This is a genomic window from Arthrobacter sp. FW306-1B-F12A, from assembly GCF_058781865.1.
Genome location: NZ_JBYSXD010000067.1, coordinates 1 through 18,867 on the forward strand (window position 1 = coordinate 1; position 18,867 = coordinate 18,867).

Sequence of the window (18,867 nt, forward strand, 5' to 3'; positions counted from 1 at the left end):
CCGGCATCTTCGGCGATGCGGGCCTGCTCGACGTTGACGACGTCCATGATGACGCCGCCCTTGAGCATCTCGGCCATACCCAGCTTCACCTGGGAGGTGCCGACCGTCTCCATGTCAGAGGATCCTGTCGTGGTCACTGGGAAAAGGTCCCTCTCTGAAAGATCATCTTGAGGGGTAATTGCGGCGGATCTTTTATGTGCTTTCAAAGAAACTCCATCAGTAAGCAGTTCGGATAGGCAAAGAGCAAAGCTGGATCACGTTCGACGCTCCCGGTCCTAGATTCGCAACCCGGCGTTATTCGAATAGAACGAGGAATGATGTACGAGCGTGACCGGTTGAAGCTGAACTATCTGTCTCTTCCAAGGGAACACTGGCGATCCGGCACCTGGCAGCCATCTAACCCGTATCTTGCGGCCTTCATGGGCGCGCGACCCGGGAGCGCAGTCGGCTGCACCCAAGTCGTCCGCGTTGGTCGGTGCAGCGGTGGCTTTTGAAGCCATGCCGATCTCGCTTTGGCAGGGGTGTGCGGGCTTGTGACAATTTAGTCCTGATAGCCAGCCGTATGCATCGCGGAACCGGTCATGTTTTCGTGCTTTTGGTCTTTCCCGCGCTTGCCTCGGTGGCGCGAAGGACGCGGATCATGTTGTTGTGGGTGAGGGCGGCGAGGTCGGAGTTTGACCATCCGCGCCGGTCGAGTTCCGCAAGCAGGTCCGGGTAGCGGTCCACTGAGGCCATGTCGTCGGGGGGCGTCATACCGTCGAAGTCGCTGCCGATTCCGACGTGGTCGATCCCGGCGATGTCGCGGATGTGGTCTATGTGGTCACAGATTTCTCGGATACCGCAGGGCGGTTTGGGGTTGTCGGCGAGCCATGCGGCTTCCCGGGCGGCCGCTTGCGGTCCTGTCCAGCCTAGCTGCTCGGCTTTGCGTGCCGCGGACCAGGCGCCGTATTCCGTGGAGAGGAATTCGGGGAGGAAGACGACCATGACGATCCCGCCACTCGCCCTCACCGCCTTCAACGTGTCGTCGGTGACGTTGCGGGGGTGGTCGCACAGTGCCCGGGCGCCGGTGTGGGAGAAAAACAGCGGCGCTGTGGTGAGACGTGTGACGTGTCTGACGGTGGTGTCGGCGCAATGGGAGAGGTCGATGAGCATGCCGAGCTCGTTCATGGTCGCAACGACCTGTTCGCCGAATGGGGTGAGGCCGCCGGTGCACGGGACGTCGGTTGCGCTGTCCGCCCAGGTGGTGTTCGCGTTGTGTGTCAGTGTCATGTACTTGATCCCGTTGCGGTGCAGGAATCGCAGGATATCGATGGAGTCCAGGATCTGGTGGCCGCCTTCCAGGCCCATCAGTGACGCGATCCGGCCTTCGGTGAAGCAGCGTTCGATGTCGTCGGCGGACCGGGCCAGGGTTGTGAGGTGCGGGTAGGTTTCGCACATACGGTGGACCGCCTCGATCTGGGCGAGGGTCAGGGCGGGTATGTCGGCCGGGTTGGTGGTGCAGGGCACCCAGATGGACCAGAACTGTGCCCCGACGCCGCCTCGGGCGAGGCGGACCAGGTCTGTTTGCATCTGTGGCTGCTCGTGCGCGGGGTCGAGCCGGCGGAAGTCCAGGCCGGCAAGCTTGTTGTGCTTCCAGAACATGTCGTTGTGGCCGTCGATGATCAGGTGGTGTTCGGTGGTCATGCGTGGGCCTCCAAATGGTGTCATCCGTGCACGGCGCCTGCCGCGACGGCGCCGACGATCTGACGTCTGATGAGCAGGTATGCGGCGAGGGTTGGGATGGAAACGAGTGTCGCTGCGGCCATTGTGGGTCCCCATTGGTTGCCGCCTTCGGCGCTGGCGAACTGGGTGAGGCCCACGGTGAGGATCTGCATCTCTGGTCTGGGCGCTATCAGGCTGGGCCAGATGTATTCGTTCCACGTGCCGACGAAGACGAACACTCCCAGCGATACGATCGGGCCCCGGACGGCCGGCATGAGGATGCGGGTGATCACGGTGGTTTCGTTCGCGCCGTCGATCCGGGCCGCCTCCAGAATGCTCTGGGGGAATGCGCGGAAATGTTGTCTTAGCAGGAAGACCCCGTAGGCGCTGGCCAGTTGCGGGATGATCAGGCCGGCGTAGGTGTTCAGCAAGCCGGTCTGGGCGACCATGATGTAGTTCGGGATCAGGAAGACGATGAACGGGATGGGCAGCGAGGCCAGGAAGATCGCGAACAAGACGTTGGCGCCTTTGAAGATCCACTGGCTGAACGCGTAGGCGGCGGGGATAGCGAGGGCGAGTTGGCCCAGCGTGGTGCCTCCGGCGAAGATCATGCTGTTGAGGAACTGGTGGGGGATGTCGCTGGTGGTGAAGGCCTGGATGTAGTTGGCCAGGGTCGGGTTCGCCGGTAGCGGGTTGAGCGGGTCCTCGAAGATGTCGGCGGGTTGTTTGAAGCTGATCCCGATCATCCACACGATGGGTGCGAGGGTGAAGATCGAGGCGGCCGCCATGACGAGCTGCACGGTCAGTTGGCCGATTCGAAGTCTTTTGTGCAGGGGGCGCGTGGCCTTGATGGTGCGGGGGCTAGTGGTCATAGTGCGCACGCCTGTCGAGGAGTCGGAATTGCCAGATCGCGGCCGCGGTGAGAACCAAGACCAAGACGAAGGAGGCGGCCGCGCCCGGTCCGACGGCCAGTTGCTGGAAGGCGTTCCGGTAGGAGTCGTATAACACGTTGTTCGACGCGCCGTTTGGGCCGCCCTGGGTGATGATCTGTATGAACACGAAGACGTTGGGCAGCGCCTGGATCACCGTGGTGAGCATGAGGAACAGAATGGTCGGGGCCATCATCGGGAGGATCACGTAGCGGACCAGCTGGGGTGTGTTTGCCCCGTCGATCCGGGCAGCTTCCAGTTGCGGGGCCGGCACTGCCGACATTCCGGCAAGGGCGACAACGTAGTTGAAGCCGAAGGACTTCCACGTCGCGATGACGCTCAGCGCCACGAGTGCGGTCTGCGGGGAGTTCAGCCAGTCGTGCGACCCCAGCCCGAGAGGGCTGAGCATTGCGTCGACCGGTCCGGCGCCGGGAAGCAGCAGGAACTGCCAGACCAGCCCTGCGGCAGCAGCGGCGATCATCGTGGGAGTGAACAGCACTGCCTGGTGGAAGGCCGCGCTCCGCGCTCCGGCCCAGCGGGTAAGTATCGCGAGCGTGATCGGCAGGGCGAAGCTGCCCAGCAGGGCCAGAGCCTCGTACGCCAGGCTCTGCACGAGCAGCGTGCCGAATTCCGGAGTGAACAGCCCCTGGTAGTTCTGAAGTCCTGCCCAGTCCGGGGCCGGCGTGATGAGGTTCCACTCGAACAGGCTCAGCACGGCAACCAGCAGCAGCGGCAGGAACAGGAACAGCACCAGCAGCAGCAGCGCCGGGCCGGTGAACACGTACGGGCGCAGCCGGGTCCACGCCGGGACGCGGCGGTGGGGGCGCGCTGCTCGGGCAGGCCCGGGGTGCGCCGTCACTGTGGTGGTCACGGACATGGCTGTCCCTTGATCAGGCCGTCGATCTTCGTGGCGATCCCGGCCAGCGCCGGCCCGACTTCATCGCGTGATCCCAGCAACCCGACCATTCCGTCGAAGAGCGCCTGTGCGGCCTGCGGGCCCTGCGGGCCGGGGAAGCCCTGGCGGGGCACGGCGAACGCGGCTTGCTCCACGCCGAGCCTTCCGAAGGCGTCATCGGGCCGGGGAACGTCCTGGCGGACCGGGAGGTAGCCGGTTGCTTTGTCCAGGGCGGCTTGGCTCTCGGGAGAAGCCAGGAATTGCATGAGCCGCCAGGATGCCTGCTGTTTGCGTTCATCACGGGAGAAGCAGACCGTGAGCTTGCCGCCGATCGGCAGGCGTTTGGGGGTGGATCCGAACGACGGGGCGGGCGTGCCGGCGATTTCGAACTTCGCCTGGGACTTGAAGGTCCCGAACAGGCCCGGGGTCGTGAACAGGACCGGGAGCTGGCCGGCCATGAAGGCCTGCTGGGCGGCGGCGGAGCGGGCGGGGCTGGCGAGGCCATCGCGGACAAGGCCGGCCCACATTTCAATCGCGCCCGCCCCGGCAGGGTCGGCGAGGGTGGCCTTGGCGCCATCGGGCCCGCAGCCAACGAGTCGGCCGCCGTTGCTCTCGATGAGCGTTGTGGAGCCCCAGTTGTCGGTGGAGTCCAGGTGGATCCACAGCGGCGGCGCGCCGGTCTTTTGCCGGATCTTGGTCGCCGCGGTCCGCCACTGATCCCAGGTGGTCAGGCTCGCAGGGTCGATGCCGGCGCCACGCAGGACATCGACGTTGTAGATGCCCGTCAGGACCGCGGCGTACAAAGGCAGTCCGACCTGGGTGGAACCGACCTTCGCGGCCTGGAGCATGTTGTCCGGCATTTTGGCCAGGAAATCCTTGCCGGCGAACTTCTCGGCGAGCTGGTCGACCGTGACGTAGGGGAACTTGTTCGCTACGAAGCCGAGGAGTTCGCTGCCGAAGTAGATGGCGCCGACGTCGGGCGGGGTGGCACCCCCGACAAACGTGGGCTGCAGCAACTGCAGAGGCTGGGTCGCGGCGTCCTTGTAGCTGCTGATCACCCGGATGTCGGGGTTCTTCTCGTTGAAGGTCGTGATCAGCTTTTCCATCGCTGCTCCGCCGTAAGCGGCGGAGAACTGGTGCCAGTACTCGATCGTGACGGTCTGGGTGGAGGCCTGGCCCGCGCCGGTGCTCCCGCACGCGGCCAAGGCAGCCCCGGCAGCACCTAGACCGGCAAGGCCGATAAAACAGCGCCGGTTCATTGCCGTGTGGACGATTGTTGAGGGTGTCATGACGGTCCTGTCTGAAGTTGGGGGATCCAGGGAGGTGGGAAGGATGGAGGGCAGAGGTGTGAGGTCTGGAACTGTCCGGCTGCCGAGAGAGCCCTGGCTCTGTTGTTCCGATGCAAGCATCCGGAATGTTCTTGGCCGCGTGCTTGCGCCTGAGTGAACGCTGGACTAATTATCTAAAAAGTAACATTCAACAGGATAGTTGTTCCATTCAGTGCTCGAACTAGTTGAGGATGTCGATGATGTCAGTGAGGTGCGCGGCAAGTGCGGTGTGGGGCGAGGCCTCGAGCCGCTCCCGGTCGTGCGCCCCGCCGAGGACGCCGATGACGTGCCCGGCGCCCGCGCGAGTGCCTGCGAGCAAGTCGTTGGTGGTATCCCCGGCCACGAGGATCTGCCGGACGTGGTCGGTTCGTGTCTGGATGGCTGCGCGGAGGATGAGGTCCGGGTAGGGGCGACCGCGGAGCTCAGAGGACTGGGCGACCGTCAGGTCCACCAGATCGGCCCAGCCGAATCGTTCGAGCAGCGCCTCCTGCACGCTGCGCTGGAAGCCGGTCATGAGGCAGACCGTGATGTCCCGCGCGCGCAGCGCGGAGAACAGCGTTGTCGCTCCGTCTTTGGGCGTGAAAGCATCGGCCTCAACGGCTGCGAGCATCCGCTCGGTGAACGTCAGGTGCGCTGCAGTCGCCTTTGCTGGGTCGGGGGTGAGGTGCGAGAACATCTCGGATTTCGACATCCCCCGAAGGGACTTGAGCTGCTCGGGAGCGACGGCGTGGAGGCCGACCGAGGCGAGCGCGTGGTCGACGGCCTGCTCAACGGAGCCGTTGTCGGAGATGGTGGTCCCCGCCATGTCGATCACGGCGAGGCTGATCGGTAGAGAGGTGTCGGTGGTGGTCATTGGTTTTTCCTAGAGAGAGTGTTCGACGGTGAGGTCAGCCATGGCGTCGAGGGCGGAGATTGATTCAGTCGGGCGTCGCACCGCGATCCCTACGAACAGGGCGTCGACGACGCCGAGATGGGCCAGGCGGCTGGCCATGGCTTCGAGGCGGAAGCCGTAGTCCGGGCCGCCCGCGACCAGCGAGGCGTCGGCGATCTTGGTAAGTGGTGAGCTGCTGAAACTGGTAATCGCGGCGATGTATGCGCCGTTATCTTTGGCCGTCCGCGCAATCGTGAGGCTTTCCCGGCTGGAGCCGGTGTGGCTGATGACGAGGCAGACGCTGGAGGCATCGAGCTGGCGGCCGATGAGGTGTTGGGCCATGACGTCGCCGGGTGCGTTGACGATGAAGCCCAGTGCGGCCAGCCGGTAGGCGGCGTCCTGGGCCGGCGCCGACGAGGTGCCGTTGCCGACGATCAGGATCCGCTTCGCGGTCGTGAGCCTGCCGGTCACCTCAGCAAACGCCTCGGGGTCGAGGGTCTGGGTTGCGTCGACGAGGGCGCGGCCGCTGCGACGCAGGATGCGGTCGATGAGTTCGGCCGTTGGCGTCTCGCCGTCGATTCCCTCCTCGTGCACAATCCCGTCCTGGCGCTGGCTCTGGTAGGCGAGGTCCCTCGTGATGGCGATCTTGACATCCTGATAACCGCGATACCCGATTCGTTGGCAGGCACGAACGGCTGAAGACTGGGCAACACCGGCAAGCTGCGCCAAATCCGTCACGGAACCGCTCACGACTTTTTCCGGCGCGCCGATGATGGCCTCGATGACCCGACGATTGGTTTCCCCGAGTCCCGGCAGTGCGGCCTGAGCACGGACGAAGAACTCTCCGGTCGAGAGTGCGGGTTTAGTCAAAGTCATCGAAACCTTCCAAAACGATCGAGCGTCGTTTCCACGATGATTAAATTAGCACATCTTGGAACGATGATCCAGCGGAGTCCCTAAATCCTTGGATAGTTCATCCAACATCTTAGTGCTCGATTCGATTGCCCTGAGTTCCGGGAACCGGATGTAATCCGACGGCCCTGTCACGCACCAATGCGATGTTTACGGATGGACCCGCGACTCAGGAGGTTTCAGGCGATAAGACCGCCCAGGGGGCGTAGACAATTTGCTCCAGCCACCAGCAAGCCTCTGATCGCCAGGCCTACCCGCCCTAATTTTGGATCATAATTCCCATTCTGGATGTGTGCTAGGATAACTATTCCAGCCAATCCGGTTCATTATCTCGTTAGCCGGGACCGCTTTCTGAGCCACTACTTCGAGCCGAGGCAGGGCGGTTGTGCCGTGTCGCTCATCCTCAACTACCCCATAGGAGCATGTAAACAAATGTGTGCGCGCCTTACGATCCTGGTGGTCGTGGATGGCCTGAAGCCGTCTGACATCACCGATGATTCCATGCCGTTCCTTTCGCGCATCGAACGCGAGGGCAGCAGCTATTCCAATGCGTTGGCGGCGTTTCCCACGCTGACCCGTGCCAACGCGGCCACGATGGCCACCGGGGCACTGCCGGGCAGTACGGGGATCTTCGGCAACCATGTGTGGGCCGAGGGAGTCGGCCCGTTGGACACAGCCGTCGTCGACGACGTCCGCAGGCTGCGCATGCGTGGGGCGATGCCGCAGTTGACGATCGCCGAGCGCGCGGCTGCAGCAGGGAAGGTAGCAGTGGTGGTCGGCAACGGGTCGGCCGGGTGCACGTACCTCCTCAACCCAGGATCGGATCACGGCCTCGGTACCTCGATCGCGTCCGTCGCGCCCGAAGGAGAGGTCTACCGGTCGGTCCCGGACTCAGCACGGTCTGCGTTCGATGCCCTTGGTGCACCGCCGGCATCCGAGGACGAGGCGTTGGAGTGGGCGGGCGCTGCGGCGCGCACGGCGATTTCTGCCCTCGCGCCCGATTTGCTGGTCTTCTGGTGCGGGCAGCCCGACACCGCCAGCCACGATCACGGTCCCGCATCTACGGAAAGTCGGGTCGCGATTCGGCGGGTGGACCGCGTGATCGAGCAGCTCCATCAGGGCGCGATCGCCGCAGGGCGTGAGTGCGACCTTCTCGTCACCTCCGATCACGGCTTCTGCGACGCCAGCGAGTCGCTCGAGGCCGGCCCCCTGGTGCAGGACCTCGCGGCCCGCACCGGCATACCGGCGGGGCACCTGACCCTGACATTCAACAGCGGAGCGATCTTCGGATACTTTCACCACTCCGTGCCTCCCACCGCTCGCAAAGAACTGGTCCGGGAGATAGCGGCCCAGGACTGGACCGGCGCGGTGTTCTCCGCAGACACGCACTGCCCCGCCAACTCTTTCCCGCTCTCCCTCGTCGTGGACAACGCCTCGCCCTTCAGCCCCGATGTGGTGATCACCGCCCGAACCGGCACGCCAGACCCTGACAACCAATCCACAGGTGGTTCCGCACTGCATTTCCGTGAGGAAGGTGCCGCTCCGTATCTGGGCGTTCATGGCAGCGTCCATCCCGATGACATGCGGATTCCCCTTGTCCTGCACGGGCCCGCATTCCGCAGCGCCGTCCAGCACGCGCTTCCGGCCGGACCCGCTGACGTCGCCGCTACCCTCCATTTACTCGTCATGGGGACCGGGCTCCCCGGGACCGACGGGCGCATTCTCGCCGAATCCCTGCTCGACGGTGGGGACGTGACCCAGGGCGAAGCCACCATCCCAACCGTGGAGCGCAACCACATCAGGCTCCAGCGGCTCCGATATGACGGGCGCACGTACCTGCTCGGCGCAACGGGCGCCACCGCCAACTAAGTACTCACGAAAGAAGGAACACACCAGATGGTCACCATGTCACCGACAGCAGCGCTCCGCGCACGCGCCGACCTGCTGCGCCGCGAAGGCACCAAGGTCTTCGACTTCTCAGCCGGAGAATTCGAACTTGCCACCCCGGCGCACATCGTCGAGGCAGCCACTGCGGCTGCAGCACGCCCCGAGAACCACCACTACGGTCCAACCGCCGGGGAAGAGGCGCTGCGGCAGGCGATCGCCGGGCGGCTCTCGCGCCGCACCCCACGAGCCGTCACGGCCGCGGAAGTCGCCGTCACCAACGGCGCCAAACAGGCGCTGTTCAACACCTTCATGACCCTCCTTAAGGCCGGCGACGAGGTCCTCATCCCCGCGCCCTACTGGGTCACTTTCCCCTCCTCCGTCCAGCTCGCCAATGGCGTCCCCGTCACCGTCAATCCGGCACCCGGAGCGCTGAAAGTCAGCGTCGATGACTTGGCTGCTGCCCTCACCCCGGCGACCCGGGCGATCCTGATCTGCTCACCGAACAACCCCACCGGCCTGGTCTTCGACGAACAGGAGCTGCGCGCGATCCTCGGCTGGGCGGCCGATCACAGGCTCTGGGTCGTTGCCGATGAGACCTACGTCGACCTGGCGTTCAGGCCAGTACCGGCCCCGGCGTTCATCGAAGAGCGCCTGACAAACCGACTCGTCACCGTCGGGAGCGTCTCCAAGTCGTTCGCGATGACAGGCTGGCGTGTGGGCTGGATGTCAGGTCCAAAACAGATCGTCGACGCCGCCATCGCGGTCCAATCCCACACGACCTCCAACGTCAACCGCACCAGCCAGGCCGCGGCCCTCGCCGCACTCACCGGCCCTGATGTGACAGCCCAGTTCAGAGAGCTGCTTCGCGGCCGGCTCGAACTCTGCAGGACAGTGCTGGAACCACTCGGCCTCTTCCAGACTCCACCTGACGGCGGCTTCTTCGTCTTCGCCAACGTGCAGCGCTACGGGGACGATCTGACCGTCGCCGACCGCCTGCTCGACGGCGGGGTCGTGGTTGTGCCGGGCACCTCCTTTGGAACCCCGGGGCATATCCGCATGAGCTTCGCGATCGACGAAGACGACCTCCGCAGCGGACTCGAGCGCATGTCCGCCATCTTCGAAAACTGGTGGGACCAATGACCGACTTCCAACCGGGCTCGGGATTCAGCGCCCCGAACCAACTGGGACTCGGTGACTACCAGTCATGTGAACCACGCGCGGCGGCCACTGCTAGATCCGTCGACACCCTCGCCTAACCAGGGGAGGTGAAGATCATGGTTGCTCATGTGCAATTTCTCTCTCCAACAGTTCCGGATGAACTGATGCTTCTTGGCATCGCTTTCGTCTTGTGCGGCATCCTGGGTATCGAACGTCAGCTCTCACAAAAGAGTGCTGGGGTGCGAACACATTTGCTGGTCGGCCTCGGCGCGGCCGGCTTCACGCTGGTCTCGGCGTATGGATTCCGAAGTGTCAGTTCCGCAGGGGCCATGGTGGATCCGACGCGCATCTCTGCACAGATCGTCTCAGGAATCGGCTTTCTCGGTGCAGGTGTCATCTTCATACGCCGGGACGTCGTCAAAGGCCTGACTACCGCGGCTACGATTTGGGTGACCGCGGCCGTGGGCATGGCCTGCGGCGCAGGCCTGGTGATTCTTGCGTGCGCCCTCACAGCACTCCACCTCATCGCAGTCGTTTTCATTTCACCGCTCGTGCGTAGGCTCCCCCGGGCCTCTGACCGGCGGACTCTCATCATTCACTATCAGGATGGCCAGGGTGTACTTCGCAAAGTGTTGGCGGTTGCCACCGAAATGGGCTACCAGACTCGCATCCATTCCACACGTCAGTTCAAACGGAACGGACAAAATACCATCTACGCCCAGATGGAGTTCCTGGGTCGGCCACCCCTTCAAACCCTTATGGCAGAACTCAGCGAACTGGTCGGCGTTGAGCGTGTTTCCAGTGTCGAGGAGTCTGTGTGAGCAGCTCTAAACGAAGCCAGTCAAAAGCACGGTCTGGGCGTCGTGGAGATCGGCAGTCCGGGATCCAAGTCCATTACCGCCCTTGCTCTTTTTCTTGCGGCTGCTGCCGATGACCTCACCACGCTTGAGGATCCCTATGTTTCTGACGACACCGAGGGGTTCGTTCAGGGACTCTGGTGCCCGGCTCGGTCGACCAGTCCGTGTAGGCGGTCTTTCACCGCGGCCGGCCCCCGTCGGCGATAGACCCGGTAGCGAGCAGCGTCCGCAGCCACTCTTTGACCTGCCAGGCAGCCTGTGGCTTCCCGCTGGCCGCTCGCGGCGAACATGGTGCTGAGCCCATCCCGTGCCCGGTCCGAGAGCGTGTCGCGGCCGTGCAAGAGCAGCTGCCGGTTGGCCCACACCGGATCTATGGAGGGCTTCCACCGGCCATGGACCAGACGGGCGAGCCGGGGCCGCCCTTCATTGAGCATGTCATTGCACAGCTTGACCAGATGGAACGTCTCGACCGAGACAGCAGGACTACGAGCCGTTCGGCTTTCAAGACACGGAATCCGTTCACCACGAACCACGTGAGCCGGTAACCCGGCCAAAGATCAAAACGAGATGCTTAGCTCAGCGCCCGAGAGGAAGGACAGGGTTTGGTCCAGGTCTGCATACCCGGTTCGAAATCAATTACTGCCCGCGCCTTGTTCTTGGCAGCAGCCGCTGACGGAGTCTCCACACTCCTTGATCCGCTGGTGTCCGACGACACGGAAGCCTTCCTGGAGGGGCTTCTTGCCCTGGGCTATGACGCAGACGTCCACCCCGGACGCTGGATCATCCACGGCAAGGGCGCGGGGCCGGCTGCCACTGGCGCTGACGTGTTCTGCCGGGACGGGGCCACCACGGCACGGTTCCTGCCTGCCTTGGCAGCCACCGGAACCGGGACTTTCCGTTTCGATGCTTCAGAGCAGATGCGCCGACGCCCTATGGCTCCGATGACGGAGGCATTGCAGTATCTTGGCGTTTCCTTTGAGTTCCGTGGCCGACCGAACCACCACCCGTTCGACCTCACCGCGAACGGACTCGAAGGCGGCGAGCTGACCGTCGACGCAGCAGTGTCCTCCCAATTCCTCACAGCCCTGCTGCTGGCGGCACCCATGACCCGCGGCGGTCTGTCCGTCCGTGTCCCGGACCTGGTTTCGGAACCCTACATCCGAATTACGACCCAGATGATGGAGGCCTTCGGCGTCACCGTCAATGTGCGCGGCGGCGACTACGACGTCCCCCAACAGGCGTACGAACCATGCATCTACACCGTTGAGCCGGATGCGTCCTCCGCCAGCTACTTCTTCGCAGCAGCAGCGCTCCTGGGGGAGGAAGTCACAGTCCCCCACTTGGGCAGAAAATCACTCCAGGGTGACCTCGGCTTTGTGGACGTCCTGGCACGGATGGGCGCCAGCGTTGAGAAAACCGGGAACTCCACGACGGTGACCGGGAACGGGATGCTCGAGGGGATAACCGTGAACATGCGGGACATTTCCGACACGATGCCCACACTGGCGGCCATCGCCCCGTTCGCCGCGGGACCTACCCGCATCGAGGATGTCTACAACACCCGCGTCAAGGAGTGCGACCGCTTGGAGGCCTGCGCGATCAATCTCCGCAGGATGGGCATCACCGTGGAAACCGGGCACGACTGGATCGAGATCCAGCCCGGGACACCGCGCTCCGCTGAGATCACCTGCTTCGGAGACCACCGCATCGCCATGGCCTTCAGCATTGCCGGGCTGCGCATAGACGGGGGCCTTACCCTGGATGACCCACAGTGCGTCAAGAAAACCTTCCCCACCTTCCACGAGCACCTCCATCGATTTTTGACCTCCCTGTCCCGGGCCTAGTCCGGTCATGCTGGAGGTGGGTGCAGCCCACCCCCAGGCACGCGACTGGACTGTGGCCATCTTGTCTATTGTCCAATTCGGTCGCAATAAACCCAGTTGTATGCCCGGGGTGGTGACAGACTTTGACACCGGAGGGACAGAATTTCTGGCGTCTGCTATGTTCGCCTGCCCAACGGCGTAGACATGATGGGACTGCGGAAGGCTCTGATTCCTTCCGTGGTTTCGGAAACAGTAGTCTGGTCCATCGTTTCACATGTGCCCTATGCCTGGATTCTTCCCTGGTCTTCGTGGGTCCGCTCTTCGCTGTGCCGATCTTAAGTGTGGTCCGCCAGTCCTGGGGGTCATGGTGGGCGGAGAGCAGCGTCGTTCGTCCTTTGCTTTGGATTCGTTTGCCACGGAGATTGTCTTCATGGGCGGCACAGCTGTTGGCGCCATAGTTGCGCGGGCGGCTTCTCCGTGGTCGGGCTCACGGCTGTGGGTGCCACAGTCTCGGTGGCAGGCGCATTCCTGATCTGGTTCAACCCGCCCACCCGCAGTCACACCCGCACTGCTCAGGATCGGCGGACCGGGCCGCTGCTGACCTGGGTGCCGCCGAGGCAGCCATGGTGGCGGCCGCTCCGGGGCACGTTCAGCCAGCTGCGTCGGTGATGGCGCCAGTAGCGGCGTCAAGGACCTGCCATTCGCAAGTACTGATCACTGGACACGCCGATAACCCTGCCTACATCGCCATCTGAAACAATAAATGGATGGGCTCATTGAGCTGCGGCCCTGCGAAGCCGCGGCGGTCCTGGCCCCGGAGGAGCTGCCCCACTCCGAGGGGCTGCCGCCCTGTGTGCTCGCTAACTCAAGGTACTTCAGGTAACGTCGCCGCGCCGGAGCAGCACTCGCAAGTGTTGAATCAACGTCGAGTTTGGGTTTGGTTTGTGTTCAGTTTTCTTCTCCTTGAGGAGGTTGGCGCGGGTTGCGTCGATCGATGACTTCGATCTGACTGCCCAGGCAGGAATGACGTGAATCAACGCAGCATGGCGAAGTACATCAAGGCCATTGCGCCTGCACCCAATGCCTCGAATCCAGGGGCAGGATCACGACGCGCTGGCAGCGTAGCTCGGCCGGACACTGTGGTTACCTCTCTGAGGCAGCGGAGTGCGAGGACGACGAAAACCACAGCTGCAGCACTAAAGAAGATTACAGTGCCTCTGTTTACGGCTGTTCCGAGATCGACCGACAAGGCGTCTCTAGGATCGATGCCTTGTGCCGCGTGGTGTAAATGGACTGAGGGTGCAACAGACCGATCCCTTGGAGCTATCGATGGCAGGGCCATGGCAGCAGCCATGTAAGCACCCGCGGCCGTCGCTATTCCGTGATAGACGCATTTGACACGATCCTCATTACTCTGGCAGAGGCTCTTGAATTCCGGGCGGGCGACTGCCTGAATAAAAAGCCAAAGAGCTCCAGATGCGAGAAGTAACACCGTCAACAGAGGGGGCCAATGCACTTGGTGCCACAGCATTGCTAGCATGCACAGGCACATGATCGTGTGAAGTGCGCTATTGGTTCTGCCCACTAACCGAGATGCTCTAACCGCAAGCCGGGCATGGTGCAGGCCTGTGGCCACGAGGGCACTTGTAACCACCCAAATGAAGATTTCATTATCCGCCAACGAATGCCCTTCCGGCGCCTGTTGACTGAAGGCAACTCCCCATGCTGACTACAAGCGGTCTGCCGTGCTCCACTCCTCTGATCGTTCAGGATTCATGGTGCTGGTCGTGTGCAGATAGAACGCGACACCATTGAACAAGTCACGATCAATTTAGGAGAAGAGTTTGAACTGCGGCGACTCCGAGTGTTGCCACGAGGACCGACAAAGGGCCCCGCGTCGGTGGAGCCAGCTTCGGCCAGCCTTCCGAGGGATCGGTGTGACCGTAAGGAGGTCCGAGTTCCCCAACGCATATTCAGTCTTTCTCGCCCTCACAGCAGTGTGTAGCCTTGTTTGACGGGGCTTCGGGGCGCGGGAGGTCCAGTGTGGGGTTCTGGTCGAAGAAGCCGTGGGGTTGGAGGATGAAGCCGACGTGCTGGCGGGGCATGACGGGCCAGTCTTCGAGGCGCACGACGTGGTGCATGCCGAACGTGTACCAGACAACGAGATCTTGATCGGCGATGTTCCGGTTGGCCGAGGTCCATGCGGGCAGGCCGTCTCCGCCGGTGCTCTGGTTCGGGTATTCACCGGCTGGGAAACGTTCCGTTTGGTCGTAGGCTGTGACCCAGAGGTTATTGCGGGCGAACTGGGCTCGCTGGCTCACGTAGGAGTCTTCGTGGGCTGCCAGTGTGATGGCGTCGGTGGGCATGAGGCGGTAAGCGACCGGCTCGTCAACGATGTTCCGGCTGTCGTGGTTGACGACCTTCCAGAAGCGGTGCTTGGTGCTGTCGGCCTTGCGGATGGCCTCCTGCTCGGTTCCGAGCAGGAGGTCCACGGTGTGGAATCCACTGAGTGTGGGGTTGTCGGTGGGGATTTCGGTGTCGACTTCGTAGACCGCATTGTGAGGGCCGTCGAGTTCAAAGTCCATCCGGACGTTAAAGATGTGCTGGTGGATCGGGGCGTAGAGGCCGTCGTTGTTGAGCGTCTGGCCGTACTTGTTCTTCACCCCTGTAGGGTGGCCGGCGGTGGAGAGGATGCCGGTGGCCTTGACCAGGAACTCGATGGTGCCGTCCAGGTAAAGGTGCCAGTAGAAGCCGTACTCGTAGTTGGCGACCGTGGCGATGAAGGAGATGACGAGCTTCCGGGAGCGGCGGACTTCGGAGGTTCCATTGCGGAAGTCGAAGTGCTTCCACATGATGCTGTCGTCTTCTTCGTGCATGCAGATCGCGTTCTTGATTGTCATGGGGTTGCCATGGCTGTCGGCAACGATGCCGTCGAAGTACTGGATTTCGCCGAGGCAGTCGCAGCCGAGCTTCAGTGAGTTCGCCATGACGCCGATGTTGTACTCGCCGGCGTCGAAGGCGTTCTTCTTTGCCTGCACGGGTGAGGGGTCGCCGTAGGGCACCACCATCTCGACGAGCGAAGCCCTGTTGATGACGGAGCGGTCCTTGCCCTTGTCCCGGAATTTCATCTGGTGAAGAACGAGTCCCTCACGGGGGGTGAAACCTACCCGGAATGACCAGTTGGCCCACTGAACGTGGTTTCCTGAGACGGCGAACGACGGACCTCCGGGCTGGTAGATCTCGATGGGTTTGATGTCGGTGCGGGCCGGCCCGATATGTTGCGGCAGGTAATTCCCCGTTGCCTTCGGGACCTCGACGAAGCCGTTGTCCTCGATCTCTACGACGACTCCGGAGTTGAGGTCGTAGACCAGGACCAGGTTCTCTGCAGGATGGGCATAAGGGTTGTCGTTCGTATCAAGCCTCGTGAAGACGAGGCACCGCATCAGGCGTCTGCCTTCGGCGTCTTCGCCGAAATAGCCGGCGGACCACGGCTCAATACACACCAGGTCAAGATCGGTCATGCCACGGCCGGCAAGCGCCTCCACGACCCGTGGGTCCTTCTTGCAGTTGACTTCGCATTCTTCGAACTCGTCCAGCATGATCGGAGGCTGCACACCGTGGTTGAGCTCCTTCCACTGGGTGACGAGGTTGGATTCAAGGTCGACAACGGCCTCATAGGCCAGACCAGTCGCCCGGTTGATGAGGACGGCGTCCCCTTCGCGGGCAGTCATGGCGCCGGTTCGCAGCGCGTCCTTGGGCGGCTCCCGCAGTTCGACGCTGACGAATCGGAATGATTCGGCGGCCGCCGGGCCACGTTTAAGGGCGGCTACGGCCTGGGAAATTTCCATCCGGGAAAGCGGATCCAGCGGATGCGCGACGCCGACCGATGTCTGGGCTTCACTGTTGAGGGTCATGTTTCTCCTTGAGCTTTTTCGGACGGAAGTCCAATGGGATTGGAGCCGCACCTCTCCGGCAGAGTCGGACGGGCGCGGCTTCGGAGCGCTGTTTTAAGAAGGGCATTCAACGAGGCTTGAGCGGAATTGGACGCGTTTGCTTTCCCGTGTTTCTCCGGGACCGCGCTCCCTTTGCCTTGCACCACGTCCATCGCGACATGGGTGTGGCTCCTCTAGCTGGACTGCTCTTTGGACCCCCGAGAATGCCCCTCGCCGGTTTGAAATTCGCCCAAGGACGATCCGTGGCAGCATCCAACGGGCCGGTGGAACATGGGCGAATCATGGACCAAAACCATGGGTAAGTCATCGCCGGGCAGTGTAACCGCGGCGTCGCGTCTGGGATTTACCATGGTGATGCCTTTCGGACGGCCCGGGTGCTTCGGGAGGGGGGCTCGCTAACGAGGGACTGAGTTCTCACTTGGCCACCCTCGGCGAAGTGGGCTCCTTGGGTAGCGGATGTGCGCGTTCCCACTGCAAGCGGCGCTCGTGGATGAGTTTGACGTTCTTCACTTGAACTCACCTCCCTTGGGGTGGGACCTGAGTGGGTCCGATGATTGCGGTGGTCAGACACCATTCATGCCCTGGGTGCGGCTTAGACGAAGCCGAGGTTGTTTTCGTTGTAGCTGACCAGGAGGTTCTTGGTCTGCTCGTAGTGGTCCAGCATCATGGCGTAGCTCTCACGGCCGATGCCAGAGGACTTATAGCCGCCGAACCCAGCGCCGGCGGGGTAGGCGTGGTAGTTGTTGACCCAGACGCGACCGGCCTGGATTTCACCGGGGTGATGTTCTCGAAGTACTGCCCCTTGACCGGGGCAGGCCACTCGCCGCCGATCCGGTTCTCGTAACGGTCCTTGAACGTGACCTTCGAACCCTCGACACCCGGCTGTGCATAAACAGTCATTGCTAGCTCCTGATTGCTGGAATTTCTCATCATTGAGAGGCGAGCGTCACTTTTGCAAAGTGAACGAAGGTTTCAAGTGGGCAATTCTTCACACCGCCAAAATTGCCGTACTGCAAGAATCCATCTCCTCAAACTAGAGAGGTCCGCCCGGGTAGTCCGAGGTCTTCTATGAGCCTATGGTTCAAGCCCACGATAGAAAATCCGTCAACTGACGTACTTTTAGGCGCGGTCCGAGGTAGCAAATGCGCAGCCTCCTAGGCTTATGGTGCTTGATCGGCACAAGGTAGCAACGGCCGGCCCGCCGGTGTGTGCTTTACTGGACCGGATCGAAAGGTTAGGTCCGGACTCATCAAACAAGGGTCGCCATGGATTAAGGAATCAATAGATACTGTCGACAGTCAGAATTCTGTGCCGACGCTGAAGAGCGAGCACGGAGCCAGTATGCAAGCCCGACGGGCGGATCTAAGCTTGTAGCACACCAAATTACGGGGACGAGAGAGGAAGTGCAATGAATCCGTTCCCGTCGGAGAGCGTCCCCATGGCACCTGGAACCGTACTTGAGCGCGGTGCGCAACTGGTCGACGTGCTTCGTGACCTCGTTCGATGCGACGCCGTGGCGTTAACGGGCTCAAACCCCTTCGCCGTTTCTCCACAAAACTGCTTGATTGCCTCCGACGGATACTCAGACGAAGCACTGAGATACATCCTGGATGACTTCGTTCCAAACACAGTGAATCCGGCGTTCCGCCTGCTTCACAATAGGGTCCGCGGGGCCCTCCGGTGGTCAGATCTTGCGCGCGATTGGGAAATCAGGTTCGACACAACCTCTATTGCAGAGCAATACCTTCTCCCGGCCGGATTCCATGAAGGGCTTACCGCCAGTCTGTGGCTAGCGGACGGGTCCCATGTCGGCGCCATCCACATGAACTGGAGCACACCGCAGGCGGCCACGGACGACAGGCGAGACGTCGTCGAACAATTCCGCCCCGTCCTTGCTGGCGCGAGCAATCTCCTCCAGTCTTACCGGGTAATAGCAGACGAGGTCTACAGCGACGCGCACGTCGCGGTGTTAGGCTCCGGTCTCCAGCGTCCCATCCCCGGCCGCGACGTCGGACCCGCTCTGCGCGCGGATGGCCCCTTGTGGTCCGTACTTGCTACCGCGGCGCCCCACAAGGATGGCAGCTATATCTCAATTGATGTGTCAGGAAAGTTTCATCGGCTCGACCTGACCCGTTGCGCCGGATCCACGATGCTGGTGGCCGAGCAGGAGGTGCCTGCGCCTTATGGCCTTACTGCGCGAGAAATGCAGGTTGTCAGTCTCATTGCAGCAGGGGCCAGTAATCCCGAGATTGCTGATGTTCTGGTGGTGAGCCGGCGAACGGTATCAACGCATGTCGAGCATGTGCTGGCGAAGTTGGGAGCCGCGTCGCGAGCGGAAGTAGCCGCGCGAGCCATCGGGGAAGGACTCCGGCTGATTCAGCCCAGGCTCGTCCACTAGCATTCCTTGGGAGCGCGCTGAAGAAAGCGGGGGCCTCTTAAGGCGGCCCCGCTGGATTCTGGCTGTGGATTGTTAAGGGGCTCATCGCATTTGAGGGTGTAATCGCGGTCTGAATCCGCCGGTTTCGAGGAGTGATCGGGCGATGTAGTTGGCAA

General features: G+C 62.5%; 13 protein-coding genes and 2 pseudogenes. 5 read left to right on the forward strand and 10 right to left on the reverse strand.

All coding sequences use genetic code 11. The features are described from left to right. From AC3WJU_RS20925 to AC3WJU_RS20955, 7 genes and pseudogenes are all read right to left on the reverse strand, one after another. Positions 1–113 (reverse strand): annotated as a pseudogene (locus AC3WJU_RS20925) (pyridoxal 5'-phosphate synthase lyase subunit PdxS); the annotation flags it as partial. Between the two features lie 466 nt (positions 114–579). Continuing rightward, positions 580–1,683 (reverse strand): dipeptidase, encoded by a 1,104-nt coding sequence (locus AC3WJU_RS20930; RefSeq protein WP_492260746.1) that lies wholly within the window; start codon positions 1,681–1,683, stop codon positions 580–582. 20 nt (positions 1,684–1,703) lie between these two features. Next, on the reverse strand, positions 1,704–2,573 hold the full coding sequence (locus tag AC3WJU_RS20935; RefSeq protein ID WP_492260747.1) for a carbohydrate ABC transporter permease: 870 nt from the start codon (positions 2,571–2,573) through the stop codon (positions 1,704–1,706). Then, positions 2,563–3,507, reverse strand: a complete 945-nt coding sequence (locus AC3WJU_RS20940; protein ID WP_492260748.1) for a carbohydrate ABC transporter permease — start codon at positions 3,505–3,507, stop codon at positions 2,563–2,565. Before AC3WJU_RS20940 ends, AC3WJU_RS20935 begins: the two co-directional genes overlap by 11 nt. After that, positions 3,498–4,814, reverse strand: coding sequence for an extracellular solute-binding protein (locus AC3WJU_RS20945; RefSeq protein ID WP_492260749.1), 1,317 nt, complete (start codon positions 4,812–4,814; stop codon positions 3,498–3,500). Before AC3WJU_RS20945 ends, AC3WJU_RS20940 begins: the two co-directional genes overlap by 10 nt. 220 nt (positions 4,815–5,034) lie before the next feature. Continuing rightward, the gene (locus tag AC3WJU_RS20950; RefSeq protein WP_492260750.1) at positions 5,035–5,706 is read right to left on the reverse strand and encodes an HAD family hydrolase; all 672 of its coding nucleotides are present in this window, start codon (positions 5,704–5,706) and stop codon (positions 5,035–5,037) included. Between the two features lie 9 nt (positions 5,707–5,715). After that, the gene (locus AC3WJU_RS20955) at positions 5,716–6,600 is read right to left on the reverse strand and encodes a MurR/RpiR family transcriptional regulator (RefSeq protein WP_492260751.1); all 885 of its coding nucleotides are present in this window, start codon (positions 6,598–6,600) and stop codon (positions 5,716–5,718) included. 468 nt (positions 6,601–7,068) lie between these two features. Here AC3WJU_RS20955 and AC3WJU_RS20960 point away from each other — a divergent pair, with 468 nt between their 5' ends. The 4 genes from AC3WJU_RS20960 (at position 7,069) to aroA (ending at position 12,382) form a co-directional block, all read left to right on the forward strand. Then, positions 7,069–8,505, forward strand: a complete 1,437-nt coding sequence (locus AC3WJU_RS20960) for an alkaline phosphatase family protein (RefSeq protein WP_492260752.1) — start codon at positions 7,069–7,071, stop codon at positions 8,503–8,505. Positions 8,506–8,532: 27 nt separating this feature from the next. Next, positions 8,533–9,663 (forward strand): pyridoxal phosphate-dependent aminotransferase, encoded by a 1,131-nt coding sequence (locus AC3WJU_RS20965; RefSeq protein WP_492260753.1) that lies wholly within the window; start codon positions 8,533–8,535, stop codon positions 9,661–9,663. Positions 9,664–9,797: 134 nt separating this feature from the next. Then, a complete protein-coding gene (locus tag AC3WJU_RS20970; protein WP_492260757.1) occupies positions 9,798–10,502 on the forward strand; it encodes an MgtC/SapB family protein in 705 nt (234 codons plus the stop codon). A gap of 638 nt (positions 10,503–11,140) precedes the next feature. Beyond that, on the forward strand, positions 11,141–12,382 hold the full coding sequence (gene aroA / locus AC3WJU_RS20975; protein WP_492260754.1) for a 3-phosphoshikimate 1-carboxyvinyltransferase: 1,242 nt from the start codon (positions 11,141–11,143) through the stop codon (positions 12,380–12,382). Positions 12,383–13,394: 1,012 nt separating this feature from the next. Here aroA and AC3WJU_RS20980 read toward each other — a convergent pair. From AC3WJU_RS20980 to AC3WJU_RS20990, 3 genes and pseudogenes are all read right to left on the reverse strand, one after another. Further along, complete coding sequence (locus tag AC3WJU_RS20980; protein WP_492260758.1) at positions 13,395–14,015, reverse strand: DUF5134 domain-containing protein; 621 nt, start codon at positions 14,013–14,015, stop codon at positions 13,395–13,397. Between the two features lie 319 nt (positions 14,016–14,334). Then, positions 14,335–16,275, reverse strand: coding sequence for a primary-amine oxidase (locus AC3WJU_RS20985; RefSeq protein ID WP_492260755.1), 1,941 nt, complete (start codon positions 16,273–16,275; stop codon positions 14,335–14,337). Between the two features lie 631 nt (positions 16,276–16,906). Continuing rightward, a pseudogene (locus AC3WJU_RS20990) lies at positions 16,907–17,086 on the reverse strand (aldehyde dehydrogenase family protein); the annotation flags it as partial. A 636-nt stretch (positions 17,087–17,722) separates the two neighbouring features. On the opposite strand from AC3WJU_RS20990, the gene AC3WJU_RS20995 reads away from it, so the two are divergent. Beyond that, complete coding sequence (locus tag AC3WJU_RS20995; RefSeq protein ID WP_492260756.1) at positions 17,723–18,712, forward strand: helix-turn-helix transcriptional regulator; 990 nt, start codon at positions 17,723–17,725, stop codon at positions 18,710–18,712. Positions 18,713–18,867: the final 155 nt, after the last annotated feature.